The sequence below is a fragment of the Paenibacillus sp. KACC 21273 genome, from assembly GCF_028736095.1.
Classification (GTDB): Bacteria; Bacillota; Bacilli; order Paenibacillales; family Paenibacillaceae; genus Saccharibacillus; species Saccharibacillus kyungheensis.
The window spans coordinates 537,837-562,633 of the sequence record NZ_CP117876.1 but is presented as its reverse complement, the minus strand read 5'-3'; the positions used below and the strand labels follow the sequence as shown (position 1 = coordinate 562,633).

Sequence of the window (24,797 nt, the reverse complement as noted above, 5' to 3'; positions counted from 1 at the left end):
ATGATTATCATAAATTGGGCGGATTTGTGGTTAAATGCGAATTTAGGTGGTTTCTAGATACGGAACGCTGCGGCAATTGTTATTCTTGTCGTCGCTGGTAGAACGGAATCCCTTGATTGACCGCTTTGCGGTAGGGATTACGTTCTAAAGGCGAACGCTTCGCTCTTTCAGAATAATAATTGCCTCCGCTGGCGTGGGATATCAATTTACATTTTAAATGATCAGAGATAAACCCTCAAATCTTGGGTGGGAGGGGGCAGGGTAAAACATAGTGTTAGTTGGATTCTTACCTCTTACCTCTTACCTCTTACCTCTTACCTCTTACCTCTTACCTCTTACCTCTTACCTCTTACCTCTTACCTAATATTATCGGTAGAAATAGGGAATTATTTTGATAGTGAGATATTTGAAATTAGGATATTACAGCTTATGTATATAGTTAAACTAAAAAGCCTTCCATAACGCTGGAAGGCTGAGGTGATAAGGGATTATTTTGATTTTAGACTGTTAATACTTTTTCGATAGCTTCGATCACGTCGGATGTGAGTTGAATGCCGGATGCGCTTGCGTTTTGTTTGACTTGTTCAGGACGGCTGGCTCCGACTAGGGCGCTGGATACATTTTTTTGACGAAGAATCCATGCTAATGCTAGATGTGTTAACGGAATACCTGCTTCATCAGCGATTTTTTGTAATTGTCCGATTTGAGAAAGTTTTTCATCACTGAAGCGATCGTCGTCCCATTTCAGCTTCGCAGCGCGACTATCAGCCGGGATATCGGTTTTGGATGTGTATTTACCTGTTAATAATCCTTGAGCAAGTGGTGAATAGACGACTTGTCCGATACCGTATTTTTCACCAAGTGGAATCACTTCTTCTTCAATATAGCGGTTGAACATATTGTAGACCGGTTGATTAACGACAATCCGATCCAGCAAGTAACGATCAGCTACACCAACAGCAGCTTGCATCTGAGCAGCTGTCCATTGACTAACGCCTACATATAATACTTTGCCTTGACGCACCAGATCATCGAGTGCACGTAATGTTTCTTCGATTGGTGTCTCTGGTGAAAAGCGGTGGCAATAATAAAGATCAATATAATCATGTCCAAGACGCTTCAGACTAGCATGACATTGTTCAGTGATATGTTTGCGAGATAGCCCTTTATCGTTCGGCCCGTCTCCCATATCGCCAAATACTTTAGTCGCCAGCACATACGATTCGCGGGGATAGTCTTTCAGTGTAGCACCGACTACTTTTTCCGCTTCTCCACGTTCATAGACATTAGCTGTATCAAAAAAGTTGATTCCCAAATCATAAGCTTCGCGAATCGATTGAACCGCATTTTCCTTTTCCACATATCCTCCGTAAGTTAGCCAACTGCCCAGACTAATTTCACTTACTTTCAGCCCACTACCACCTAATCTGCGATAATTCATTGTCATTATAGATACGCCTCCTTGGATATGTAGCTATTTAATAACGCTTACAAATGCTTCCTTTTTTATTTTACCTCTCTACAAAGATTAAGCAAGCATCTTGAGGTTTATATAGTAACATAGACCCAAAGAAGAACTTTCACTACACTTCTATTGATGCATCCAACTCACTACTTTGTACGTATGAGTAAATAGGGAATATACCACATTTCTACATAATGACTATTTAAGATTTTGGAGGAGGATTTTTTTATGCTACAAAGACGTTTTTTTCGTATAGGTGCAGGGATTGCGCTTATACTCCTGATTGTCTACTTAGGGACATTGGTTGATTTTATTTTCACACCGATCGCTTCCTTAATTAGCCTCACGATTGTTCCACTTTTAATTACAGCTTTTCTCTACTATCCGCTACGTCCTGTTGTGAATTATATGGAAAAGAAGAAGTTGAAACGTTCTTATTCTATTTTACTGATGTACTTGATTGTCATTATTATTCTGGCGATTTTCTCTATTATCGGTTGGCCTACATTACGTGATCAGGTGACAAGCTTTATCGAAAATGCACCTAGATTTACACAAAGTATTATTACGCAGATTCAGCTATTACAACAGAACCCAACCATTCAACAATATATTCCTGCTGAAAACAATCAAGAAATGATTGCCAAATTAACTGAGTATTTAAACACAATCTTTGATTGGTTATCGGTTCATATTTCAAGCATGTTCTCCTTTATCTCGAACTTTGTATTGGTTGTTGCTACTGTGCCTATCATGTTGTACTACTTGTTAAAAGATGACAAACGTTTATCTCCTCAATTGCTCAAACTTTTCCCTGCTGGACACAAAGAAGATGGAAAAGCGATGCTAGATGAGATGGATGATTCATTAAGTAGCTTTATTGCAGGTCGAGTATTGGTTAACTTAGCACTATGCGTACTTCTTTATATTGGATTCTTGATTATCGATTTACCTTATTCGTTATTGCTTGTCTTTTTAGCTTTCTTCCTCAACTTTATTCCTTATATCGGAGCTATTTTATCAGCTGTTCCGGTAGCGATTGTAGGCTTGATTGAATCACCTGCAATGGGAATCTGGGCGATCGTGATCGTAATTATTGCACAAATGATCCAAAACAACTTGCTAGAACCTATTATTTTCGGAAAACAATTGGATATTCATCCATTTACAATCGTCGTCCTGCTACTGGTCGGTGGCGATATGGGCGGTATTCTCGGCATGTTACTTGTGATTCCATTGTATATGGTAGTGAAGATCGGAATTGTGCATATCTACGGTATGTATTTGAAAGATAAAATGAATCATAATTTTGATGATCATCAGAACAAACCCAACAATCCGAATAACGATTCTATTTTCAAATTATAATAAAAGAATACAACTCAAAAACGAGCTCCCAATTCGAGGGATGCTCGTTTTTTTGTATTTCTACTATAATAAAGAGATTATTTTATGCATTAAAAGCAGTAGTTACCGTTTCTTCAACTTGACGCAATACATTTTCAAGTTGAGCTTCATCTGCGTAAGGAGCACCACCAAAGATCAAATGCCCTACACTTTCAATACCTACAAATCCGAAAATACCCGTGGTAGATGTGATTTTTAGACCATCTGTCATACCGACTTGATCGTAAATCTCGTTAGTCTGACCATGCGTATTAATAATTAATCCTTTTTTACCTGTAAGCAATTGAGCAACACCTGTTTCTTCATATCCATAAGCAAATCCGTAAGCAAACACGCGATCTACATATCCTTTCAAAATAGCAGGCAGACCTGTCCACCAAATTGGATAAACAAACGTTATCACTTCAGCCGCTGTAATGTATTCTTGCTCGGCTTTGATATCTGCTGGTGTATTGCCAGCTTTCATTGCTTCTGTATCTGCTTCTGTAAGCACAGGTTGAAAATTCAAGGCATAGAGGTCACGAACAACAACTTCATGTCCTTGAGATTCTAAAGTCTGTACCATTCTTTTCAAAATAGCTTGATTGGTTCCTTCTTGATGCGGATGAGCAAATACGATTAGATGTTTCATGAATAACATTCTCCTCATTTAGATAGATATCTATATATTTTCATAAAAAAAGGCTCTCACTCACTCAAAGCCCGGAATACACACGTTCTAACAAATACTCAAATTGTTCTTGTTCTTGTTCATTCAGATGACCATAGACTTTTTGATTCACAGCTTCAGACACTTGATTAAAGATCGGCTCTAACTCCCAACCTTTATCGGTCAAATGAATCATTGTGATCCGCTGATCGACTTCGTCTTTGCTCCGCTTAACATAACCAAGCTTCTCTAATTTGTTAACTAATACTGTAACCGTTGGTTGGGTACGATGTACTTTTTGTGCTAACGTATTAACAGATAATCCACATTTTTCACTATACAAAAAGCAAAGAATGTCTCCATGAGAAGGAACAACTTCTGTCACATTGTTCTTTTCTAACTCTGTGATAATCAATTTATTAACGTCATCACGTATCTTCGAGATAATGGAACACGCGTTGTAATTTAGCATATTTTTATAATACATAGATATCTATATATATACAAGTATTATATTTTTCTATTTTGGTAAAATGAATTATTATGAAGAAGGAGTGTAATATCCGTCAGACTGGGTAATAATACAGTAAATACTAAATTGCTAAGATGAGGGGTCGACTACAAATGGATAACGAATCTACAAAATCAATTATTACAGGTGCAATCGCTGGAGCATTAATTGGTGCAGGAGCAGCACTTTTGTTCTCTACTCCACAAGGTGACAAAATCCGTACTCGTGTAGCAGAATTGACTGATCTTGTTGTTGAGAACGCTCCAATGTTGAACGAACGTGGACATGTTCTTGCTGAAAAAGGTCAAGAAGTTGTAGGTATGGTAAAAGAATCTCTTGATGGTGTGAAAGATTTGAAAGACGAAGCACAATCCGCTACTAAAGAAGTTAAAGGTGAAATTCAAGGATTTAAAGACTCACATAATAATTAATTGTACTTTATACATTTCTTCAAAAGTAAAAGCTTTGCTGATGTTCTGGCAAAGCTTTTACTTTTTTTAGTTTACTATTTTGATCAAGAAAAAATATCTACAAGTTGTTCAATAAAGGACGTAGCATATATTCCATCACGATCCAGATGAGGATCAAATACAGTAATTTCAAGCCCAACGACTTGAGGATGAGATACCAATGGTCGCAATAGCTGAATAAGTTCTACATAATCTAACCCGTCCGTTTGTCTGCTATCTACCGCAGGCATAATCAGATCATTTAACACATCTACATCGAAATGAATAAAAAATCCTTCTAATTGTTGCTGTTCCACCATATCTAGAAATTGCTTCACGATATGTTCTATACCTGTCTTACGTAATGTAGGTAGATCCATATAACGAATAGCAGAATCCAATATAGGTTGAACATAAGAAGCATCCAGTTCTCGATTACCTACACAAAATACATGCTCCTCAAGAACATAAGGTTTAAGATCATTTAGATTTGTTATGCGATCATCTCCTAGCCCCGTTACAATAGCTAAATCAAGACCTGCGACTGCACCACCTGTATGAGAAGATGAAGTAGGTAAATAATCGGTATGCCCATCCAAAAAGAACAGTCCATAAGTACCTTTCTGCTTTAATGCCATCATATTGCCAACCAAAATACTGCAATCTCCACCGATCATTAATTTAAAGGTCTTTTCTTCCAGTGCTGTTGTTAATAGTTCTGCTTGTTGTAACGCATAATGAGCAACAGCTTCTATATTAAGTATGCCTGATACTTCATCTTTCTTTATCTCATAAGGCGGAGCTAGTAACGTGTATCTATTTTGTATCGGTAGTTGATCGTACAACCCATATTTTTTGAAATGTTCTGGCAATACATAAACACCTGGTTGTTCATCTTCTTCTTTCTTAGTTAGACCCAAATTCGTAGGAAATTCAAAAACATCTATCGGATAAATAGGCATATGTTCTGCTCCTTCTGCTCATCATGAGTATAGATTGAATATCATCAATCATTTATAAATGATTTATACGTCGACTTCTCTATTTTAACAAACAAAACCCCTTCTAATATACAGAAGGGGAGTGAATGATATATGTTAAGTATTAGCCGACATTAACGAAAATAATGCCCTTGTTCTAAATCCTCAAGTAAAGAAGGATGTACAGGTTGCCAGCCCAACTGTTGTTTAGTGGATTGACTGGAGCGCGGAATATCTAAAGCTGCCAATGCTCCTAGAAAACCAAAATGATCTTGTGCTTGATCCTGTGGGATGCTAACAACAGGTACATTCAGATGCTTACCGATTACGGTAGCAATATCACGAAATACAATACCTTCGTCTGCGACCCCATCTAATCTTGAACCTGGTTTTGCTTTTTCTAAAGCAAGACAATATAAATGAGCAGCATCTAAACGATGAACAGCAGGCCAGCGATTCATCCCTTCTTCTATATACGCTGCTACACCTTTTTCTTTAGCGATTGCAATTAATTTAGGGATAAAGCCAGTGTCTCCTTCTCCATGTACAGACGGACAAAGTTCTATAATCGATGTACGCACTCCGCGCTGAGCTAACGATAATGCGACTTGCTCTGAAGCGACTCCGTTAAAATGAGCTGTCGTTATAAAAGGCTTATCCGAACCTTCCAGTACCGCTCCTATACTCTCCATCACCTGCAAATCAGTCGCAAGCGACCCTTCAAAATCCGCAAAATCATGTTTGAATGCTAAATGAATAACACCGTCTGCTTGAGCAACACCTTGCTGAAGACTGGTAACGTTATCTATATCACCTCGATAAGCTTCTGCTCCTAGCTTTTGCAACCATTCAGCACTGCGATCTGAGCGAGCCAACCCTACTACGGTGTGACCGGAATCTATAAGTTCACGAACGACAGCAGAACCGATATAACCTGTTGCTCCTGTTACAAATACACGCATAATAAAAGCCCACCTTATCATAGAATTAAATACATTTCTTTTTTTACATCAGCTTATTACCAGGCTACTGTACCGTTCTCATCTGAAAATGTACCTGTTGGGCCATCCGAACCAAGCATAGCAAGACGAACTGCTTCCCGAGCCCCTTCTTCTACACTACGTGTACCCGCAAAATTATTCAGAGCTGTCGAGGTAAATCCAGGACAAGCAATATTGACTTTGATCGGAGTGGATTCTAACGCAAATGCAAACGCAAGTGTAATCGCATGAAGTGCAGATTTAGAAGAAGAATATGTTCCGAACATCGCACGATGAGGATTATCAGGATCAGAATTCCATGTTAATGATCCGCCAGAGCTTCCTATATTCACGATACGCCCTGCCGGAGATTGGTGTAGCAGTGGTAACATCGCTTGCGTAAGAGCAATCACACCGAATACATTCGTTTCAAAAACGACACGTATATCTTCCATAGGAGCTACAGTTAACAGACCGGATTGCACACTTTCTGGAAAATTCCCATCGGATCTGCCTGCATGTGAGATACCTGCATTATTGATCAGTACATCCAGACGACCATATTCTTGCTCAATATGTTCTGCTGCGGCTGTAATAGAATGTTGATCCGTTACATCCAGTTGTAAAGCATGAGCGCCTTCACCTATATCATTTACAGCTAGCTTGCCGTTTTCCAAATGTCGTGATCCTACAAGTACAGTAAATCCTTTGGCGACAAGATCTTTTGCAATCTGTAGACCTATGCCCTTATTCGCTCCACTAACCAAAGCAACCTGTTTGTTATCCATAATGATCTCCTTTGGAATAATAAATGTATTTTTTCAGGTTGACGCGTCAACCTAGATACAATCTAACACGTTGAAGTTGACGTGTCAACCATGCTATTATATGTTTATGGATAATCATGAGATCAATCAAGAAGAAATGAAAATATGGCATATGTGGAAAGGTACATTCCACACGATTTTTGGTCGTATTGTCAAAGAAATGTCGGATCATACGGGATTATCAGAAAGCGATTTTGGCATATTGGATCGGTTGATTCTTTTTGGAGAAGGAAAACTTCGTCAGCAGGAGTTAGCAGACTATATGAATTGGGATAAAAGCCGACTTTCTCATCATCTCAAACGTATGGAAAAGCGTGGATTGGTGATGCGTACTCCTTTAGATACCGATCGCGGCGTTCAGGTAGGGATTACATCGGAAGGTCAATCAGCTTTAGATAATGCTCGCCCTATTATTTCTCAAGCGATGCGCAAACATTTTTTTGCACAATTGACTGAACAAGATATCGAATTAATTACCCGATTAGCAGAAAGAACCAAATAACACTTGATGTAGTTCCAAAAAGTGTAGATCAAAAAAAGAGCAAGCCAAAGCACATTCAACCAGCCGCTTTTGCTTGCTCTTTTGATGTTATGATTGATTTCGATGAGCGCTAAATAGAGCACACAGAAAGGACTATATGATGAGTATTAATCCCAATATTGCTGAACTGGCTTCTTTGTTAGCCGAGCCTTCACGAGCTACTATTTTGACCAGTCTAATGGATGGACGTTTTCATACTGCTAGTGAACTGGCATTGATGACAGGCATTACACCGCAGACTGCTAGTTTTCATTTATCCAAATTAATCGAAGGTCAACTCATCACGTTTGAGAAGCATGGTCGACATCGTTATTATCAGTTAGCTAATACAGATATCGCTTCTATGTTAGAGTCATTTCTAACGATCTCTGCTCCGCCCAAAGTACAGTCGTTACGACAATCGACTCAAGTTCAATTATTGCGTGAAGCACGTACATGTTATGATCATTTAGCTGGCAAATTAGGTGTAGATCTAACCGATTCAATGCTAGCTAACCAGTACATCACTACAGGCGATACTGAATTTGTAATCACTGCTAAAGGGGAGACCTTTTTTACTCATTTCGGGATCGACTTACCTGTCCTCAAGCGTAAACGCCGTTCTTTTTCCCATGCTTGTCTGGATTGGAGTGAACGTCGACATCATTTAGGTGGCGCATTAGGGCAAGGGCTGATGAATCATTTGTTTGATATCGGCTGGATTGTACGAGTCCCTTCGATTCGAGCGGTTAAAGTGACTGAACTCGGAACAACCGGTCTGCACACTGTATTCGATCTTTGATCATATAGCTGTACGTTTATCCTTTCCAGATGTTTATTTTTGATCTTCATGTATAGGAAATATTCACAACGTACCGTAATATGTCTGGATCGATTCTTAGGTGCTGATAGATTTCTTTTTAGACTGAAATTGACGATTGACCAGATAAATTCCTACTATAATACATAATCCTCCTACAATACTGGAAAGGTATAACGTTTCTCCAAGCAGTAACCAACCTGACAATACTCCGAAAAAAGGCGCTAAAAATAAAAATGAGCTCGTTTTCCCCGGATCACCATGTTGCAACACATAGTACCAGACAGCAAATTGAATAATAGAAGAAAAAATACTTAACCATAGCAAAATCAATATCGATTCATGGTTCCAGATAAAAAATGGCTGTTCTAAAGTCAGACTAAGTAATAATAAAATGATCCCTCCGCATAACATCTGATACGCAGACAATACCCATGTATCAAATAGCACACCCCATTTTTTCACTAACAAAGTAGCTGTCGCCCAGAATATCGCTGAACATAATCCCCATACGATACCTATTTTCCATTCTACCTGTGCGCCTACGGTGATAGAGACACCGATCACTCCCAATAACACACCAACCCACTGATACCATTTATAGCGTATCCCTGAAAAAATCGTCCCTAACACTACAACCAGTAATGGATTGGTAAATGTCAAAATCGAAGATTCGCTTGCTGTAATCGTACGTAGACTGATAAAAATACAGCCCATTACACCTGCTGTCTGTAAAGCGCCGATCACCCCTATTTTCAACCAATTCCGTTTTCCAGTTGGGCGTGGTCTCTGTAAAAGAATTACCACTATTAACATTACGACTCCTGCCACTATAAAACGTAAAGCTACCAAATATAATGGCGAAGCATACGTTAGCCCTATTTTACCTACTGCAAAAGAAGAGCCCATCAAAAAAGTCGTTAACACAATCAACACGATAAACGTCCACTTCTTCATCTCAAATCTCCCTATTTTGTTCTTTTCGCTTTGCTGTTCTGATTATAATCGCAAAATAGTTCAATACTGATCGAAGTATGGAATACAATATTTCGTATAATTTTAATACAGAGTTTACAAAACTCGGACTTACACCTAACATTGCCCCCCTACAATAAGTGAGTAGTCAAAAATAAAACATAAACGTATGGTCCTTTAATTAGGGGGAGGAGATTTAAACGATGTCTAGAAAACTGCCAATTTTATTATTTACACTGACGATGATTCTTGTGCTTGCTGCTTGTGGGTCTAACACAGGTACTACAGGGTCAGGGTCAACAACTGGTACTACAGGAGAAGCTTCCACAGGTACAGAACTTAGCGGGTCCGTGCTTGCTGTAGGATCGACTGCATTACAACCATTGGTTGATCAAGTCGCTCAGAAATTCATGGCAGATTCAAAATATGCTAACATCTCCGTTCAAGTACAAGGCGGCGGTAGTGGTACAGGATTGACTCAAGTATCTGAAGGTCAAGCAAACATTGGTAACTCTGATGTATTTGCAGAAGAAAAATTAGATGCTGATAAAGCAAAAGAATTGGTTGATCATCAAGTAGCGGTTGTTGCGATTGCAACAGTAGCGAACGAAGCAGCTGGTGTTACAAACTTAACAAAACAACAATTAATCGATATTTTCACTGGTAAAGTGAAAAACTGGAAAGATGTTGGCGGTAAAGATCAAGCAATCGTTATCGTTAACCGTCCAAGTAGCTCAGGTACTCGTGCAACTTATGAGAAATTTGCTCTAGGACAAAAAGTAGAAGATTTGGCAGGTTCGATCCAAGAAGATTCTTCAGGAACAGTTAAGAAATTGGTAACTGAAACTCCAGGTGCTATTGGTTACTTGGCTCTTTCTTACCTTGATGATAGCCTTAAAGCGATTCAATACGATGGTGTTGATGCTAACGTAGAGAACGTTGAAAGTGGTAAATACCCTGTCTGGGCTTATGAGCACATGTATACAAAAGGCGAGCCTGATGCAGCAACAAAAGCTTTGCTTGATTACATGTTGACTGACGAAGTACAGAATGGTGATGTAAAAGATCTTGGGTATATCTCGATCTCTGGTATGCAAGTAAAACGTGATGTTGATGGTAAGATCACGAAGTAATGAATAACCATACTGTGAAAAGAGGAAACTCACGTTTCCAAGGCAATAGCTGGAAGAGGCGGACTATCCGCCTCTCTTTTCACGTTTACTATAGCTCGAAAATTTCTAATCATTACCATTTAAGTTGAAGAAAAGAGGTTTTAACGTATGGAGCAATCCAACACAACTCCAAGAGAAGCACGGAGGCGCGCCTGGCCTATGGAAAAGCATCGCGTAGAAGACTGGATCGGTAAAATTTACACGTCTATCTGTGTCGTATTTCTGATTGCTGTTATTATATCGATTGTTTATTTTGTAACATCTAAAGGTGTGGCTACCTTTGCGGTCAATGGCGTAAGTCTAAAAGAATTTTTCTTAGGCACGAATTGGAATCCACAAGCAGATACGCCTTCTTTTGGAGCATTACCGTTTATTACAGGTTCATTTATGGTTACTGTGCTTGCAGCATTAATCGCTAGCCCGCTGAGTATCTCGGCAGCTTTATTTATGACAGAGATTGTACCTAGCTTTGGTAAACGTATCCTTCAACCAGCGATTGAATTGCTATCAGGTATTCCTTCGGTGGTGTACGGATTTATCGGTTTGAGTGTAATTGTACCGTTTCTACGTGAACATGTAGGCGGACAAGGAATTGGGATCGGCGCAGGAGCACTGGTATTGTCTATTATGATTTTGCCAACGATTACGAGTGTTGCTGCGGACGCTCTCGCTTCTCTTCCACGCGGATTACGTGAAGCTTCGTATGCGCTAGGTGCTACACGCTGGCAAACGATTTATCGTGTAGTGTTGCCAACAGTCATGCCTGCATTATTAACAGGTATCGTACTGGGTATGGCTCGTGCTTTTGGTGAAGCATTGGCTGTGCAGATGGTTATTGGTAACTCACCACATATCCCTACATCCTTACTGGAATCTGCTTCGACTCTGACCAGCGTAATCACACTGGGTATGGGTAACACAGCGATGGGATCTATTCAGAATAATGCGTTGTGGAGTATGGCGCTTGTCTTGATGTTGATGACATTTGTCTTCGTCTTGATTATTCGTCTACTTGAAAGGAGAAACCGGTTATGAGCACAGTAAAAGTCAATCACAAAGCAAGAAAACGCGCGAAAGCCACTGATAAAGTGGCTACTGTGCTCATCGTTACTTTTGCAATGGCGATTGTAGCGATTCTAATTGGTTTACTTGGATTTATTTTATTTCGTGGACTTGGACATATCAGTTGGAGCTTTTTAACAGCGGTTCCGCAGACGATGCGAGCTGGCGGAGGAATTGGGCCTCAGTTGTTTAACTCCTTATTCTTATTATTCTTAACGATGTTGATTACTGTTCCACTTGGTCTTGGAGCAGGTATCTATATGTCTGAATATGCCAAACCGGGTAAGTTAACTAACTTTATTCGCTTGGTCGTAGAAGTATTATCTTCTTTCCCTTCTATCGTTATCGGTTTGTTCGGTTTGTTGTTAATCGTAAATACATTTAATCTTGGATTCTCTTTACTATCCGGTGCACTTGCCTTGACGATCTTTAACTTACCGTTAATGGTACGGATTACCGAGCAAGCTTTTGCAGGTGTTCCCAAAGAGCAAAAAGAAGCAGGTCTTGCACTCGGTTTATCCAAGTGGAAAATCATCACTTCGATTATGCTACCGGTTGCTATTCCTTCTTTAATTACAGGTACCATCTTGGCATCTGGTCGTGTATTTGGTGAAGCGGCAGCTCTATTATTTACAGCAGGTATGAGTACACCGCCACTTGATTTCTCGAACTGGAATCCACTGAGTCCACGTTCGCCAATCAATCCTCTTCGTCCGGCTGAGACATTAGCGGTCTATATTTGGAAAGTAAACAGTGAAGGTATTGCTCCAGATGCTACGCAGATTGCAGCAGGCGCTTCAGCTGTGCTTGTAATTATGGTGTTAATCTTCAATCTATTAGCTCGTTTATTAGGACGCACTCTTTATCGTTATATGACCGCTTCAAGACGAATGAATTAATAGTTGATCTGCTTTTGGAGTGAATTTAAGGAGGAATTTCTCAATGGCATTACCTTTTAGTACAGAAGATTTGAGCATCTATTATGGTGAGTATCAAGCCGTTAAAAATATAAGTATGTCTTTCCCGGCACAAAGTGTTACCGCACTGATCGGTCCTTCCGGTTGTGGTAAATCTACATTTCTTCGTTCGTTGAATCGGATGAATGATGAGATCGCGGGTTCTCGCACAACAGGTCATATCTGGATGGATGGCATTGATCTGACTGCCTCTTCTACAGATGTAATCAAGCTTCGTCAACGGATCGGTATGGTATGGCAACGTCCTAACCCATTTTTCAAATCGATCTATGAAAATATTGCGTTTGGCCCTCGTTATTATGGAACCAAAAATCGCAAACAACTGGATGAAATTGTAGAGTCTAGCTTACGTAAAGCGGCACTCTGGGACGAAGTGAAAGATCGATTAAAAGAATCTGCGTTGTCTTTGTCCGGTGGACAGCAACAACGTCTATGTATAGCGCGTGCGTTATCAGTAACACCACAGATTTTGCTACTAGATGAACCTGCTTCTGCACTTGATCCAGTGTCTACAGGTAAAGTCGAAGAATTGATCAGTGAACTGAAAGATGAACTACGCATCGTTATTGTTACCCACAACATGCAACAAGCAGCACGGGTATCGAATTATACAGCATACTTCTATTTGGGTAAATTGATGGAACATGGTGAAACCGATACGATTTTCACCAATCCAACTCAACAATCAACTCAAGATTATATTATGGGACGCTTCGGATGAAGCGTCTTTTTTTATATTTATAACATACAAAATAAACTTTTTTACGCTATTTTCAGTAGTCGATTATTCGTACAAATGCTATAATGAACAACGACAGCTGAACCGGTGGATTGATGCGGTGTGAACGTCCCGAAAGGGGGTGGCGCCGTGTCATTTCTGGAATGGATTTTTAAGATATTGAATGCCAGTGATAATGTGATCAGTATTCTGATTAGCTTATATACATTGTATTCGATCTCGAAAAAATCCAAAGACAAGAAAAACCACCGGGACTAGGTTAACGGCCTCTTTTCCGGTGGTTTTCTTGTAGCTATTTTATAGGATTTCATACCGTGGTCGCCCACTGACTGTCGTGTAACCTGTTATGATGTTGACGCATCATAACGGGTTATTTCTTTATGCCTACTTGTAGGCTTTGTGTAAAGCTATTATATCATATTGTACTGTGTACATTACAGTCTAATTTAGCAAAAAAAATGATTTTTTAATAGTACAGCTTGTTTTTTCAGATAGATTAACGAATTATAATATCGTTTTTAAGTTTTCGAATACAATTAGCTATATCACCATTATATTCCTATACATACGAACAGAACCTTAAATGGCATGTAAGGAAAGTTTAAGGTAAATCGATAGTTACATCATACGCCTGTCCTTTATGCTTGAGCTATCTATTAAAGGACGGTGACTGATATTGTCTACACTAACACTTCATAAAGGAATTACACTCAATCATTTTCAACTTAAATGTCTAGGGATACTGTTGATGGTTTTTGATCATGTGCATCAATTTTTTTATATCGATGGAATACCGATGTGGTTTACATGGTTGGGTCGCATTGTTGCGCCTATCTTTTTATTTTTAAGTGCAGAAGGATTTCATTATACACGTAATCGATTCAAGTATTTATTACATTTGTATATTGGTTTTGTAGGGATGAATATTGTGAGCCAAATATTACAAACTACGTTCCCTTCAGATAATGTGCTCATGAATAATATTTTCGGGACGTTATTTCTAGCTGTGCTTTATATGCTGTTTATTGATTATTTGGTACAAAGTATTCGTCAACATCACTGGTGGCGGATGTTAGGGGCTATCGGTCTGATGATTGTTCCTGTTGTGTTGAGCTTTGCAATGATAAGTCTGTTATCGCAAGAATATATTCCATCATGGAGCTTGTATATCATGTATGTATTACCTACACCTATATTGGTTGAAGGTGGTTACTTATTTATTTTGCTCGGTATTATGTTCTATCTATTGCGCAAATATCGTCTGGGGCAACTGATTGGTTTGATCTTATTTTCGCTAATGATTGGTGTATTATCCGGTTCTTCTCTACTTGATTTGGATACTAATTTTCAGTGGTTGATGATTCTGGCTGTTATTCCTATCTGGTTATATAACGGGGAAAAAGGGCGTAGTATGAAATATTTCTTTTATCTATTCTATCCTGCTCATATTTATTTTCTTTATCTACTCGCTTATTGGATACAACAGTAACAAAAGTCGATACAAAAAACAGATATCGTTCGTCTTATCAATAAGAACGATATCTGTTACATACATTGCTTGTCTGTATAATCAACGAATGGTGTTGCTATTTATAACGTAGGAGATGATCTTATGGCTGATCGCTTTATTTTTGCAGGTGTTATTATTGTAGTCGTTGTGATTGCACTTGTCGTGGTTGCTGAACTACCTATTTATCAATTTAATCATGAACCACGATAGTTATTGTTGCATAGCTTTGTCTCTGTACAATAAACCTCTATTGCCGATTATGATCCAAATTGAAATGTAGAGATTCGCACCCCTTTAGCAAGCTTGAGATAGACATCATGCTTCCCTGTAACCCCTGTGATGGCTGTTTGCTCTGTGCTCCAGCTTTGATCACCTGATGCAGTGTTAAGCACTATAGCGCCTACACTGGCTTGATCTACTTGATCCAATACAATCTCGATCTTCGCTTGATCTTCGGTCGTAGCGATACGAGCCTCAAAATGTTCTACCCCTGTACCAAAATCTACATCTTGGAATAGTATCCATGCCCCGTCTGTGATAGCTTCTACGACAGCGCCATCTTCTTTGGATTCACCAAGCCATACTTGATGATAGTTATCATAATTTTCAGCTCGTGTGCTCACCGTCAGGTCACGCGCAGGAATAACTTCTCCATTGACTTTGATACCGATATGCTGAGTAATATCTGCTGAAGAACGTCCAATCATCAAAGTATACGTGCCCGACTCCACACAATACTGATCACGTGTGACATCCCAGAATGCTAATTCTTTCACAGGTATTGTAAAATGTACGGTCTGTGATGCTCCTGCTGCTACATGAATACGGCGGAACGCTTGTAATGTTTTGAGCGGACGCTTTACACGAGAATGATCAGCATGAGTATACAATTGCACTACTTCTTCGCTATCGATCTCACCGATATTAGCGACATGTACAGATAATTCGATTACTTCATCTGCTTCTAATTCAGACGAGATTACTTGAATATTGCTGTATTGGAAATTGCCATACGTTAGACCATGACCGAAAGGATACAACACATCACCTTCAAAATACTGATATGTTCTACCTGTACGAATAATATCGTAATCTCGAATATCACTTAGCTGTTCTTCAGAACGATACCATGTCATATTCAGACGACCTGCTGGAGCATAATCTCCATATAATACATCAGCTACCGCATTACCTAACTCTTGCCCTACATGAGAAAGATAAATAATCGCAGGAATATGTTCTTCCACCCACTCCATCGCAAATGGATAACTTCCGACAACCACTACTACTGTGTTCGGATTCACTTTGTATACTTCTTGTACCATTTGAAGTTGAGATGCTGCTAATTCTAAGCTAGGACGATCGATTTCTTCTTTTCCGTTAATTAAAGGGTTATTGCCTACAAATACGATAGCAGTATCTGCTGATTGAGCGGCAGCGATCGCTTGCTCTAATCCATTTTCTATCACTTTTTTCTCAAAAGAAGACTGCTCATCTATCGCTTCTGATGATTCTGTCACTGTTAATTGACCGGAAGTTGGATCTACCGAAACGATTTTGCCATTCCATGTGGTGATGGTTGTTTTACCATTTGCTTGAGGTTGAAGTCCAAAGACTTCTTTTACAAACCAACCATACGCTTCATCAGCAGATGCGGTTACGATCGCTTGCTCATCATTCGTTGTCCAATATTTCTGCTCTGGAGAACGTAACGTATAACTGCCAAATCCCCAGTCAGACAATTCAAATACATGCTGCTCTGTAGTGGATTCACTCGATGCGCTCAATATCCCTGTAATAGGTTTATTGAGATTCAATTCATTCGGATTGACTGATTTTTCTGGCTGACTGCCTGCTTCTGCTACTGGATCAGGTTGGATCGATAATGGCGCTCCTGTTGCTGTAGAAGTCAATGTAATCCGATCATTACCATCTTGATATACTACTTTCCCAGCCGTTTTACCTTGAATTCCTTCTACCGCTGTAACTGCATAAGGCAAAGTACCTGAATACCAATCTCGATACACTACATTACCAAGTTCTCCGATTACAGCTACATTTCCAGTAGTCGTTTTGGATAATGGTAAAGTCTGATTGTCATTTTTGAGCAATACTATTGATTTACGTGCGGCTTCCAGTGATAGCGCTTGAGCTTCTGGAGTCATCATCGCTTCTTCACCGATATGAGCATACGGATTCAGTTCCGCAGGATCGAATTCACCTAATAGAAAGCGAACCCGAAAAGTATTGAATAAAGCCCCATCAATATCTTCAAATGTGAGCTGACCATTAGCCAAAGCTTCACGCAAAGCTGTTTTGGATAATTCTGCATCATCGGTGATACTGTCTATTCCAGCTTTGACAGACTCCGCAACACCTGGTGTATGAGAATCGTAATAATGATGATCATTCATAATTCCCATAACATCGCCTGCATCGCTAACGATAAATCCATCCATTCCCCATTCGCCTTTGACGACTTCATTTACCAGCGGATGAAGAATAGCTGGCGTGCCATTGATTGAGTTATATGCGGTCATCATCGACTTGGCTCCACCTTCTACAAAAGGCTGTTCAAACGCTTTTAAATAATATTCACGCATATTCCGCGGATCAATACTCGATGAACCACTACCCCGTTCTACTTCATTATTGTTACCAAGAAAATGTTTTAATGTCGCTACTGCTTTGAGGTATGTAGGATGATCGCCTTGAATCCCTTGTACAAGATGGCTGGTCAACTCACCGGTCAATTTGGGATCTTCACCATATGCTTCTTCGTTACGTCCCCAACGTGGATCGCGTTCCATATCTACTGTAGGCGCCCATAAAGTTAATCCATTCACTTCTGGATTACGTTTGTACACTACCCGAGCTTCATCTGAAATGACATTACCGATTTTCTTCATCAAGTCAGCATCCCACGTACAAGCCAAGCCTGTCGGTTGCGGGAAAAAAGTAGCTTCGCCTAGCCATGCTATGCCATGTGCCGCTTCTGTACCATGCTTATATCCTGCCAGTCCCAGACGCTCGACAGCAGGCTGATACTGCAACATGGATTCGATCTTTTCTTCCCCTGTTAAATGCGATACCAAATCCTTTACACGAGTGTCTATATCTACGGTATGATCCTGAAATACGTATTTTTGAGTTTGTTCCATATTGTTATATCTCCTTTAAGTTTATCGTTATTTTATAGATATGTAGAAGGTTATAGGTCTATCTACTTCTCTTGCGCTTTATACCTCATTGTTATATTAAAACAATACATATTCAAAAGAAAGCCCTTACATACCAAATCACCCATCACTAATTAGCGTAATAATTAGTGATCAGAATAAACAAAAAAGAACAGTCTCCCCTGTAAAGGAACACTGTTCTTGATAGTATTATTTTTATTTTAATAAATCGGCTAATGGATCGCGTGAAGGTGAAGAGCTTGGTGCCGATGATGGCGCAGAACCAGTTGTAGAACCTGTAATTGATGCGATCGGATCATTCTTCGCATCTGCACTATCTAATCCAAGACGCTTGGTCATCATATCGTTGATACCGGATAATTTGACTGTGTAGTCTTTACAACTCGCAATAATATCGCGGTTCGATTGTTCCGAGTTATCCAGCGCAGACATCAGATCATTGATTGCTTGATTAACCGATTCCAGAGACATCGCTGGCTTTTTGAGTAATTCTGCGGAACGTTCACTGTTTACTTTGAGCATTTCTGCATTGCGTTTAAATTGATCTTCGATTGTCTGATTTACACTTTCAACGGCATTTGCTACACGTTCTTGATCTTCTATAGCAAGTGCAATCATCGCTGAAATTTTGATTAAGTTCGCTGCTTTGTAGACAGAGTCATTGACTGAATCGATCAACTTATCATTCGTATCATTGACGATATCGGTTGCCGCAATCGCTTGATTAAACAGCATAATGTTTTCAGTCATTGATTGAATCCGGGTGACCACTTTACGTAGACCACGTTCTAAGTATACTTTTCGGGGCGCATTCTCAGGCTTCTGAATTTCTTTTTCAAATAAATCTTTCAGCTTGTTGCCCATTTCGATCTTATATTGGAGTTGATAAATTTCTTCTAACGAATTACGTTTGAGTGTACGCATACTAATCATATTTTCTTCGAGATTGTCTTTTCCATCACGAAGCCCGATCACGATCGCATCGACATTTGTTTTGACAGATTGATATTTGTAGACATAATTTTTGATCGGTGATTTACGTAACAATTTACCGAATAGGCCTACATTTTTACTTTGCTGTAATTCTTCACACTCATTACGAAGCGATAGGATTAGGTTAGACACTTCTTTGGATTTGCCACTCATAAGATCATTCACCGGACGGTCTAGCATCTGTAGCGTCTGTCCTGCGCGCTCTTGTGTCTGCATCCCAAGCTTACCGACTTCGTCCATCAGTGTATCTAACTGCATCTGATCTGCTTGCGATACCCTCTGAATGATCATCGATGCTTCCTGCATCACTTTGTGTTCATCTTCTTTTTTTAACGTAATTGGTTGACTTGCCATAGGTTCTTCCTCCTTATTATCAATAAACATCTTCTTCATACTGAAATAGATATTGTACCGTCAATCAGGAGTAGCGTTGGTGAAGAAGTTCTGCTCGTGTCTGTAGCTCCATCAAGTCTTTATGTTCAATCGTTTTGACGATATGAGTAATCCGGCTATCTACATCTTTGATCCCATCCAACAATACACGTCTATTTTTGGATTTGGCTTCGCCACTCAGTCTTAGAAATGGATTGATAATACTATTCAAGTCTTTGAGCACAAGACGCTTCACCGTATGATTGATCTCATCGTTATGAAGCTCGCCTAACATCGGCAATACCCGTTGTAATCGCAAAAACAACGAACAGGACTTTTCAACAATCTCGTTATCCAGATTATTCTTTTGTCCTTCAGAGATAACCATATCTTCCAATACAGCCAAATACTCAAGCACAGGCTGGAAAATAGGAGGTACAGCTTCTTGTTCCACAACAGGAGCAGGACTAGATGAAGAAAGACGATTGACAGGACGATCTTCGGTAAGGGTGGACGCAAGAGGTCGATCGGTTGCCATTGATTCTTGGATATGAACAGGTTCTGCCAGTGGTTTGTCTAGATTAGCGGTAGGATTACTGCTGAGCTTCGCCCAGACCACACCGGATAACGTCCCCACCACCGGGAAGATCAATGTAATATAATCTTCTGTAAACCAAAATCCTGCTAATATGCCTGCCAGATATCCTACGATACCACCTACAGTCGATTTTCCAAACGTTTTCCAAAACGTCATTACGGTTCGCCTGCCTTTCGTCTAAAATCATACTACTCTATTCTAATAACATACGATCTATGATCAGGATTGTTCCAATTTACGAATCAATACCGGCTGTTCTACATAGCTTGCCAGAATACCAAACTCTGGATTTTGCTTTTCTACGGGATATCCTAATGCTAATTTTACAGCGAGATAAGGGAAATCGACACCACTGAGACAAGAAATATGCAATCCGCCAGACATGCGAGGATTAATCTCTAATACTTTCGGAGTATCACCTTGATATTTCAGTTGTAAATTATAATTATACGGAATCTTATAGAACTGCGCCACTTCCTCCGCCAGCTTAATCAATTCCGGTACATTCTCAAGTAAACGGGCACGTCCGCCATCAGCTTTGCGACGAGGAACTGCTGCTAGCAATTCTCCGGTCGGTGAAGCTAGACAATCAATACTATATTCATGCCCTTCTAGTACTTCCATAACCATAAGCTCGGGGAAAGACTCAACTGATGACAAGATCTGAACCGTCTGCTCATACGAAATATTTACATTGGGTACATCCAACAATTCTTGCAAAGCATTATAATTCGATTGGATCACCCGAAATCCAAGTCCACCTTCAGAGCGGGTCGGCTTAAAGCATACCCCTAATCCTTTGCTCATCAGATCATGATACGCTTGCTTAAATTGTTCGACATTGTGCACCAGATGATATTCAGGTACAACCATCAGACCATTTTGCTCGACCGAACGGTAAAAGTTTCCTTTATCTTCGATAACATCAAGCAATTCTAGATTGGTACAAGCAACGACTTTAACTCCGATCGCTTCAAAAGAATGAATCGCTCGCACAATATTGATCATGCGCCAGCGTGGAACAAATACATCGATCTTATGACGCTTACAAAAATCTAGACAATACGCCACATACTCATCACCCGGCAATGCCGGTTCAATCTCGGTGTAATCACATGCTTGAAACGAAACATGTTCAGCATCCCGATGTGTACCATAGATTTCAAATTCCAGTCCATCTGGGTTATGACGAATATTGTTCATATAATGATATCCGACAGCAAACCAACGATTGAACCAGACACGTACCTTATGACTCATAGCTGACTTTCCCTTCTTGATCTAACGTAGCTACCACATATTGCAGAATCTCATCTGCTGCCAAAATACCAGAAGTTGATGTAAACGAATAATGACGCAATCCAGGTTCTGCTATCGATTCACGATACAGTTCACCATGTGCTGGTGCAATCGAATAGTCTGCTACATCAAGCAAGCCACGATCCAAAATCGAATCGCCAGACGCGATCACTTTTGAAGCGCCTACTCTTTGTTTCACTTCTGCTATTGCTCGATTTTTACTGACTGGAAAAGGAACCAGATACACTTTGCGACCTTGAACCGACATCCCCCAGCCTAACGCTTCTAATTGCGGTTGAAGAGCAAGTACTGTATCCAGTGGCATTAATTCACGATCCACCACAATCGAATAAAATGTACTTTCCCAGAAATGTTCAGTAACGATCCAGCTTGGATCAGATACCGTATGAAATAACGCTAATGCTTCTGCCGCAGGAGCTGACTTGGTATACACATCCGCCAAAATCTGCTTGTGCCACTCTTCATCCACTATACCGTTAACTAGAATATTTGATCCATTACTGGTGATTGCGTATTGGGGAATGACTTTATTTTGAAAAATATGAATACGCGCATATTGATCCAGTGTACGGGTCGTTACCGGGACAAACGTAATCTGCTCAGCCACTTGTTGTAACTGTTGAAGTGTAGCTATCGAAATATAAGAAATAATACGTTCTTTATACGTTTCCGCAGGTTGCATCACCGATAGATCGATATCCATTCCCATCGAACGTACAGAATAAATTAACGTCTGATCCAGATCACTCGCATAGATCATTCGCTCTCCCCCTGCCTCGGCTTAATAATGCCACAGCAAGAATAGGTTAGATTCGGATAGACTTCTACAGGAACACCGCGATCTTGAGCCAACAGCAAGATATGACGCAGATTCGGATTGTCTTCACGATCCACAAGAATTTTCCAGGGTACACGACGTAACAACACACGTGTCGTCTCGCCTACACCTGGTTTGACTAGATTGATATCTTCAATCCCATAATGATCTTGAATCGAACGAATATCAGCTAACCCTTGCCAGCTTATCGCTACAGGAGAATCTAATAACTCCTGTGCTTGCTGTTTGGCTTGTTCCGCAATCGCCGGAAAATACGAAGATACCTGATCGACAAATACATTAGATAGATCACTGTCCAACCATTCTTTATAAAACTTCGCCCCATGAAAATCATGCTCACCGATTAGATCATCACGCAACACCGTTCTACTCATCAATCCAGATACTGTTGAATTTAGACAAGCACTTGGAATCAAAAAGTCTTCGCGTGTTCCATATGTGTCCGAGCAGAATCCAGGATCAGCTAATACTGCTAGATCATCATTTAGACGAATACCGTAATCTTTTTCAAATTGATCACAAGCTTGAATCAATACCTGACGGATCGCACCTTTACCTGTCCATCCATCGACGAATTGAAGTTCTTGCTCTGCACCATGTTGTTGGAAAATGTATTTTAACGCATTTTCGTCGATTCCTTTACCGCGAATAATCGAGATACTGTAATGTGGAACATCCAATCCATATTGTTGCATCAAGTAACGCTTCATCAAGATACCGATCGGTGTACCTGCTCTAGCTAATGAAGCCAATACAAGATTCTTCCCACGTTTATGCAAAATCAGTTCACTCACTACACCTGCTGCCAGAGCCACTTTTTCAGCAGATTCTGCCAGCGTTTCGTGAAATAACTGAATATATTCAGGAGTCGGTTGGTATTCTACAGGCAACATTTCAGAATAATGCGTTCCCGTCTGGATTGCTTCTTCACGTTCTTCTGTGCCGCGCTCTAGATTCACATTGCTCAAATCTTTCAGTAGGAAAATCACATCGGATGGACTGTAGCTTCCAAGAGGTTCTGGATGTGGTAAGGGGAATGCTAGCAATTGCTCTTGTTTATGTTGATTCATGTTCTATCCCTTTCTCTTGCACCATTTGAGGACCACAGATTACGATATGAATCTGCTGGAACAGCTTGGAGCGCAATACATCGATTAATGGTTGGATACGTTCTTGAGGGACATCACGTTCTAGAAACACAAAGACATCATCATAATGACCTTCCGGAATGTTATATACAAAGTTAGTCACACTACTATCTTCGGGAGAAGGGAAGGTATCTCCTGTCTGAATACTATAATGCGGCATATGCGAACGGTAAATTGGGCTACGAGTGGTTGAATGAAACTTGATTCTATCGCCCATTTCACTACTGATTCGCATCGGAATATACATAAATTCTTCCGTACCCAGACACAATGCGTGCTGACCGGTTCTATGCTTACTCAGTAATTGTGCCGCTTTTTCGATACTAAAGTTATTAGATAGATTGTCATGTGCCCCGATACCGAACCGACCTGTGCCTGTCATCAATGAAGCTTGATTCTGATGACCGTATCCATCGATAGAAGCGTACCCTTCTTGCTGTGCAAATAGATGATCCAGATAGATTGTATCTACAGGAATATCTGCTAATTGCTCATGCAACGTCATCGGATCATGTGTAAGACTGGGTTGTCCATGAACTGTAATCTGACCTTTGATCAGAGATAGCACTGTAATCGTTATATTTAATTCTTGTTCCAAATCTGCAAACCGCTGTACATGAGCGTCTTCTCGCCAATCGAGTAATGAAGCAACATAATACGTATCACGCGGATATTGAGCATGAATTTCACGAATAATATTAAGAGCTGTTTTGCCAGTTGTGATCTCATCGTCTACCAGAATAATAGGATCATTGCCTGTGATCATACCTTCCGATTGAGCATAACAACGATGAGCTGTAGCATGGGAATGTTCTTCTTCAAATGTAATCACCGAGGATAGACCGGCTATATCATGCCGTGTCGTATGTACATATTGAGCTCCCCGATCAAATACTTGATACATACTATGACCTAATGCTGTCGCGGTTTCGGCAAACCCGATAAACGATACAGGCACAGGTAAAACAAGCTTCAGATTCATCAATTCATGATAGGCTTCTGCCAAGCCTTCACCCGATGACATCGCTTGTAAAATGCGAGGAAGTAACGCTGTGATCTTCGGATCGGATTGTTCACGCATATCATTGTAAAGTAATAATGACAATACTGCTCCACTCAACAATGACAAATAAGGATCAACCGCCAGATGTTTGCCCAGTACTTTGCTGACAAATAAAAACGAGCGCTTGGGATTAATACGTGCTGCCATCGTAAATAAGTGATCTAGTTCTAATTGAAACGGATTTTGCTGTATTTCTACGTTTACCGTTAAATCTTCCAAAAT

At 40.0% G+C, this 24,797-nt stretch carries 24 protein-coding genes; 9 read left to right on the top strand and 15 right to left on the bottom strand.

Going from position 1 to position 24,797, the window contains the following annotated elements; all coding sequences use genetic code 11:
• Positions 1 to 79: 79 nt before the first annotated feature.
• Both PQ460_RS02525 and PQ460_RS02520 read right to left on the bottom strand, forming a co-directional pair.
• Positions 80 to 205 (bottom strand): hypothetical protein, encoded by a 126-nt coding sequence (locus PQ460_RS02525; protein ID WP_274171690.1) that lies wholly within the window; start codon positions 203 to 205, stop codon positions 80 to 82.
• A 294-nt stretch (positions 206 to 499) separates the two neighbouring features.
• Positions 500 to 1,441, bottom strand: a complete 942-nt coding sequence (locus PQ460_RS02520) for an aldo/keto reductase family protein (RefSeq protein WP_274172862.1) — start codon at positions 1,439 to 1,441, stop codon at positions 500 to 502.
• Positions 1,442 to 1,693: 252 nt separating this feature from the next.
• Here PQ460_RS02520 and PQ460_RS02515 point away from each other — a divergent pair, with 252 nt between their 5' ends.
• Positions 1,694 to 2,833, top strand: coding sequence for an AI-2E family transporter (locus PQ460_RS02515; protein ID WP_274171689.1), 1,140 nt, complete (start codon positions 1,694 to 1,696; stop codon positions 2,831 to 2,833).
• 82 nt (positions 2,834 to 2,915) lie between these two features.
• On the opposite strand, the gene PQ460_RS02510 is transcribed toward PQ460_RS02515, so the two are convergent.
• Positions 2,916 to 3,503 carry an NAD(P)H-dependent oxidoreductase gene (locus tag PQ460_RS02510; protein ID WP_274171688.1) on the bottom strand — a complete coding sequence of 196 codons (588 nt, stop codon included), beginning with the start codon at positions 3,501 to 3,503 and terminating at the stop codon, positions 2,916 to 2,918.
• 64 nt (positions 3,504 to 3,567) lie between these two features.
• On the bottom strand, positions 3,568 to 3,906 hold the full coding sequence (locus PQ460_RS02505) for a MarR family winged helix-turn-helix transcriptional regulator (RefSeq protein WP_274171687.1): 339 nt from the start codon (positions 3,904 to 3,906) through the stop codon (positions 3,568 to 3,570).
• A 239-nt stretch (positions 3,907 to 4,145) separates the two neighbouring features.
• Between PQ460_RS02505 and PQ460_RS02500 the strand changes: the two genes are divergently transcribed.
• Positions 4,146 to 4,463: a YtxH domain-containing protein gene (locus PQ460_RS02500; protein ID WP_273613859.1), complete on the top strand. Its 318-nt coding sequence runs from the start codon at positions 4,146 to 4,148 to the stop codon at positions 4,461 to 4,463.
• An 83-nt stretch (positions 4,464 to 4,546) separates the two neighbouring features.
• Here the strand turns inward: PQ460_RS02500 and PQ460_RS02495 are convergent, their stop codons facing one another.
• The 3 genes from PQ460_RS02495 to PQ460_RS02485 all read right to left on the bottom strand — a co-directional run bounded on the left by PQ460_RS02495 (position 4,547) and on the right by PQ460_RS02485 (position 7,229).
• On the bottom strand, positions 4,547 to 5,443 hold the full coding sequence (locus tag PQ460_RS02495) for an arginase family protein (RefSeq protein ID WP_274171686.1): 897 nt from the start codon (positions 5,441 to 5,443) through the stop codon (positions 4,547 to 4,549).
• 152 nt (positions 5,444 to 5,595) lie between these two features.
• The gene (locus tag PQ460_RS02490) at positions 5,596 to 6,423 is read right to left on the bottom strand and encodes an SDR family oxidoreductase (protein WP_274171685.1); all 828 of its coding nucleotides are present in this window, start codon (positions 6,421 to 6,423) and stop codon (positions 5,596 to 5,598) included.
• Between the two features lie 56 nt (positions 6,424 to 6,479).
• Positions 6,480 to 7,229, bottom strand: a complete 750-nt coding sequence (locus PQ460_RS02485; protein WP_274171684.1) for an SDR family NAD(P)-dependent oxidoreductase — start codon at positions 7,227 to 7,229, stop codon at positions 6,480 to 6,482.
• Between the two features lie 106 nt (positions 7,230 to 7,335).
• On the opposite strand from PQ460_RS02485, the gene PQ460_RS02480 reads away from it, so the two are divergent.
• Positions 7,336 to 7,770 (top strand): MarR family winged helix-turn-helix transcriptional regulator, encoded by a 435-nt coding sequence (locus tag PQ460_RS02480; protein WP_274171683.1) that lies wholly within the window; start codon positions 7,336 to 7,338, stop codon positions 7,768 to 7,770.
• A 139-nt stretch (positions 7,771 to 7,909) separates the two neighbouring features.
• The gene (locus PQ460_RS02475) at positions 7,910 to 8,590 is read left to right on the top strand and encodes an ArsR/SmtB family transcription factor (RefSeq protein WP_274172861.1); all 681 of its coding nucleotides are present in this window, start codon (positions 7,910 to 7,912) and stop codon (positions 8,588 to 8,590) included.
• 96 nt (positions 8,591 to 8,686) lie between these two features.
• Here PQ460_RS02475 and PQ460_RS02470 read toward each other — a convergent pair whose 3' ends face one another.
• On the bottom strand, positions 8,687 to 9,565 hold the full coding sequence (locus tag PQ460_RS02470; protein ID WP_274171682.1) for a DMT family transporter: 879 nt from the start codon (positions 9,563 to 9,565) through the stop codon (positions 8,687 to 8,689).
• Positions 9,566 to 9,786: 221 nt separating this feature from the next.
• Here PQ460_RS02470 and PQ460_RS02465 point away from each other — a divergent pair, with 221 nt between their 5' ends.
• From PQ460_RS02465 to PQ460_RS02445, 5 genes are all read left to right on the top strand, one after another.
• Positions 9,787 to 10,716: a phosphate ABC transporter substrate-binding protein gene (locus PQ460_RS02465; protein ID WP_274171681.1), complete on the top strand. Its 930-nt coding sequence runs from the start codon at positions 9,787 to 9,789 to the stop codon at positions 10,714 to 10,716.
• Between the two features lie 147 nt (positions 10,717 to 10,863).
• Complete coding sequence (gene pstC / locus PQ460_RS02460) at positions 10,864 to 11,790, top strand: phosphate ABC transporter permease subunit PstC (protein ID WP_373461997.1); 927 nt, start codon at positions 10,864 to 10,866, stop codon at positions 11,788 to 11,790.
• The gene (gene pstA, locus PQ460_RS02455) at positions 11,787 to 12,716 is read left to right on the top strand and encodes a phosphate ABC transporter permease PstA (protein ID WP_274171680.1); all 930 of its coding nucleotides are present in this window, start codon (positions 11,787 to 11,789) and stop codon (positions 12,714 to 12,716) included. Before pstC ends, pstA begins: the two co-directional genes overlap by 4 nt.
• A gap of 43 nt (positions 12,717 to 12,759) precedes the next feature.
• Positions 12,760 to 13,515, top strand: a complete 756-nt coding sequence (gene pstB, locus PQ460_RS02450) for a phosphate ABC transporter ATP-binding protein PstB (RefSeq protein WP_069327717.1) — start codon at positions 12,760 to 12,762, stop codon at positions 13,513 to 13,515.
• A 694-nt stretch (positions 13,516 to 14,209) separates the two neighbouring features.
• On the top strand, positions 14,210 to 15,022 hold the full coding sequence (locus PQ460_RS02445) for a TraX family protein (RefSeq protein ID WP_274171679.1): 813 nt from the start codon (positions 14,210 to 14,212) through the stop codon (positions 15,020 to 15,022).
• A 278-nt stretch (positions 15,023 to 15,300) separates the two neighbouring features.
• Here the strand turns inward: PQ460_RS02445 and PQ460_RS02440 are convergent, their stop codons facing one another.
• The 7 genes from PQ460_RS02440 to PQ460_RS02410 all read right to left on the bottom strand — a co-directional run bounded on the left by PQ460_RS02440 (position 15,301) and on the right by PQ460_RS02410 (position 24,794).
• A complete protein-coding gene (locus tag PQ460_RS02440) occupies positions 15,301 to 18,204 on the bottom strand; it encodes a glycoside hydrolase family 3 protein (RefSeq protein ID WP_274171678.1) in 2,904 nt (967 codons plus the stop codon).
• A gap of 234 nt (positions 18,205 to 18,438) precedes the next feature.
• Positions 18,439 to 19,590 carry a toxic anion resistance protein gene (locus PQ460_RS02435; RefSeq protein ID WP_274171677.1) on the bottom strand — a complete coding sequence of 384 codons (1,152 nt, stop codon included), beginning with the start codon at positions 19,588 to 19,590 and terminating at the stop codon, positions 18,439 to 18,441.
• Positions 19,591 to 19,654: 64 nt separating this feature from the next.
• Positions 19,655 to 20,362, bottom strand: a complete 708-nt coding sequence (locus tag PQ460_RS02430) for a hypothetical protein (RefSeq protein WP_273613872.1) — start codon at positions 20,360 to 20,362, stop codon at positions 19,655 to 19,657.
• A gap of 63 nt (positions 20,363 to 20,425) precedes the next feature.
• Positions 20,426 to 21,466: an ATP-grasp domain-containing protein gene (locus PQ460_RS02425; RefSeq protein WP_273613873.1), complete on the bottom strand. Its 1,041-nt coding sequence runs from the start codon at positions 21,464 to 21,466 to the stop codon at positions 20,426 to 20,428.
• The gene (locus PQ460_RS02420; protein WP_274171676.1) at positions 21,456 to 22,286 is read right to left on the bottom strand and encodes an HAD family hydrolase; all 831 of its coding nucleotides are present in this window, start codon (positions 22,284 to 22,286) and stop codon (positions 21,456 to 21,458) included. The genes PQ460_RS02425 and PQ460_RS02420 overlap by 11 nt, the downstream gene beginning before the upstream one ends.
• Positions 22,283 to 23,434 carry a cysteine protease StiP family protein gene (locus PQ460_RS02415; protein WP_274171675.1) on the bottom strand — a complete coding sequence of 384 codons (1,152 nt, stop codon included), beginning with the start codon at positions 23,432 to 23,434 and terminating at the stop codon, positions 22,283 to 22,285. Before PQ460_RS02415 ends, PQ460_RS02420 begins: the two co-directional genes overlap by 4 nt.
• Positions 23,421 to 24,794, bottom strand: coding sequence for a phosphoribosyltransferase family protein (locus PQ460_RS02410; RefSeq protein ID WP_274171674.1), 1,374 nt, complete (start codon positions 24,792 to 24,794; stop codon positions 23,421 to 23,423). The genes PQ460_RS02415 and PQ460_RS02410 overlap by 14 nt, the downstream gene beginning before the upstream one ends.
• Positions 24,795 to 24,797 lie beyond the last annotated feature (3 nt).

What these genes read in the sequence shown, in the direction of transcription:
- PQ460_RS02520 (WP_274172862.1), bottom strand. Translation starts at nt 1,441, where the DNA reads ATGAATTATCGCAGATTAGGTGGTAGTGGGCTGAAAGTAAGTGAAATT.
- PQ460_RS02515 (WP_274171689.1), top strand. Translation starts at nt 1,694, where the DNA reads ATGCTACAAAGACGTTTTTTTCGTATAGGTGCAGGGATTGCGCTTATA.
- PQ460_RS02510 (WP_274171688.1), bottom strand. Translation starts at nt 3,503, where the DNA reads ATGAAACATCTAATCGTATTTGCTCATCCGCATCAAGAAGGAACCAAT.
- PQ460_RS02500 (WP_273613859.1), top strand. Translation starts at nt 4,146, where the DNA reads ATGGATAACGAATCTACAAAATCAATTATTACAGGTGCAATCGCTGGA.
- PQ460_RS02495 (WP_274171686.1), bottom strand. Translation starts at nt 5,443, where the DNA reads ATGCCTATTTATCCGATAGATGTTTTTGAATTTCCTACGAATTTGGGT.
- PQ460_RS02490 (WP_274171685.1), bottom strand. Translation starts at nt 6,423, where the DNA reads ATGCGTGTATTTGTAACAGGAGCAACAGGTTATATCGGTTCTGCTGTC.
- PQ460_RS02485 (WP_274171684.1), bottom strand. Translation starts at nt 7,229, where the DNA reads ATGGATAACAAACAGGTTGCTTTGGTTAGTGGAGCGAATAAGGGCATA.
- PQ460_RS02480 (WP_274171683.1), top strand. Translation starts at nt 7,336, where the DNA reads ATGGATAATCATGAGATCAATCAAGAAGAAATGAAAATATGGCATATG.
- PQ460_RS02475 (WP_274172861.1), top strand. Translation starts at nt 7,910, where the DNA reads ATGAGTATTAATCCCAATATTGCTGAACTGGCTTCTTTGTTAGCCGAG.
- PQ460_RS02470 (WP_274171682.1), bottom strand. Translation starts at nt 9,565, where the DNA reads ATGAAGAAGTGGACGTTTATCGTGTTGATTGTGTTAACGACTTTTTTG.
- PQ460_RS02465 (WP_274171681.1), top strand. Translation starts at nt 9,787, where the DNA reads ATGTCTAGAAAACTGCCAATTTTATTATTTACACTGACGATGATTCTT.
- pstC (WP_373461997.1), top strand. Translation starts at nt 10,864, where the DNA reads ATGGAGCAATCCAACACAACTCCAAGAGAAGCACGGAGGCGCGCCTGG.
- pstA (WP_274171680.1), top strand. Translation starts at nt 11,787, where the DNA reads ATGAGCACAGTAAAAGTCAATCACAAAGCAAGAAAACGCGCGAAAGCC.
- pstB (WP_069327717.1), top strand. Translation starts at nt 12,760, where the DNA reads ATGGCATTACCTTTTAGTACAGAAGATTTGAGCATCTATTATGGTGAG.
- PQ460_RS02440 (WP_274171678.1), bottom strand. Translation starts at nt 18,204, where the DNA reads ATGGAACAAACTCAAAAATACGTATTTCAGGATCATACCGTAGATATA.
- PQ460_RS02435 (WP_274171677.1), bottom strand. Translation starts at nt 19,590, where the DNA reads ATGGCAAGTCAACCAATTACGTTAAAAAAAGAAGATGAACACAAAGTG.
- PQ460_RS02430 (WP_273613872.1), bottom strand. Translation starts at nt 20,362, where the DNA reads ATGACGTTTTGGAAAACGTTTGGAAAATCGACTGTAGGTGGTATCGTA.
- PQ460_RS02425 (WP_273613873.1), bottom strand. Translation starts at nt 21,466, where the DNA reads ATGAGTCATAAGGTACGTGTCTGGTTCAATCGTTGGTTTGCTGTCGGA.
- PQ460_RS02420 (WP_274171676.1), bottom strand. Translation starts at nt 22,286, where the DNA reads ATGATCTATGCGAGTGATCTGGATCAGACGTTAATTTATTCTGTACGT.
- PQ460_RS02415 (WP_274171675.1), bottom strand. Translation starts at nt 23,434, where the DNA reads ATGAATCAACATAAACAAGAGCAATTGCTAGCATTCCCCTTACCACAT.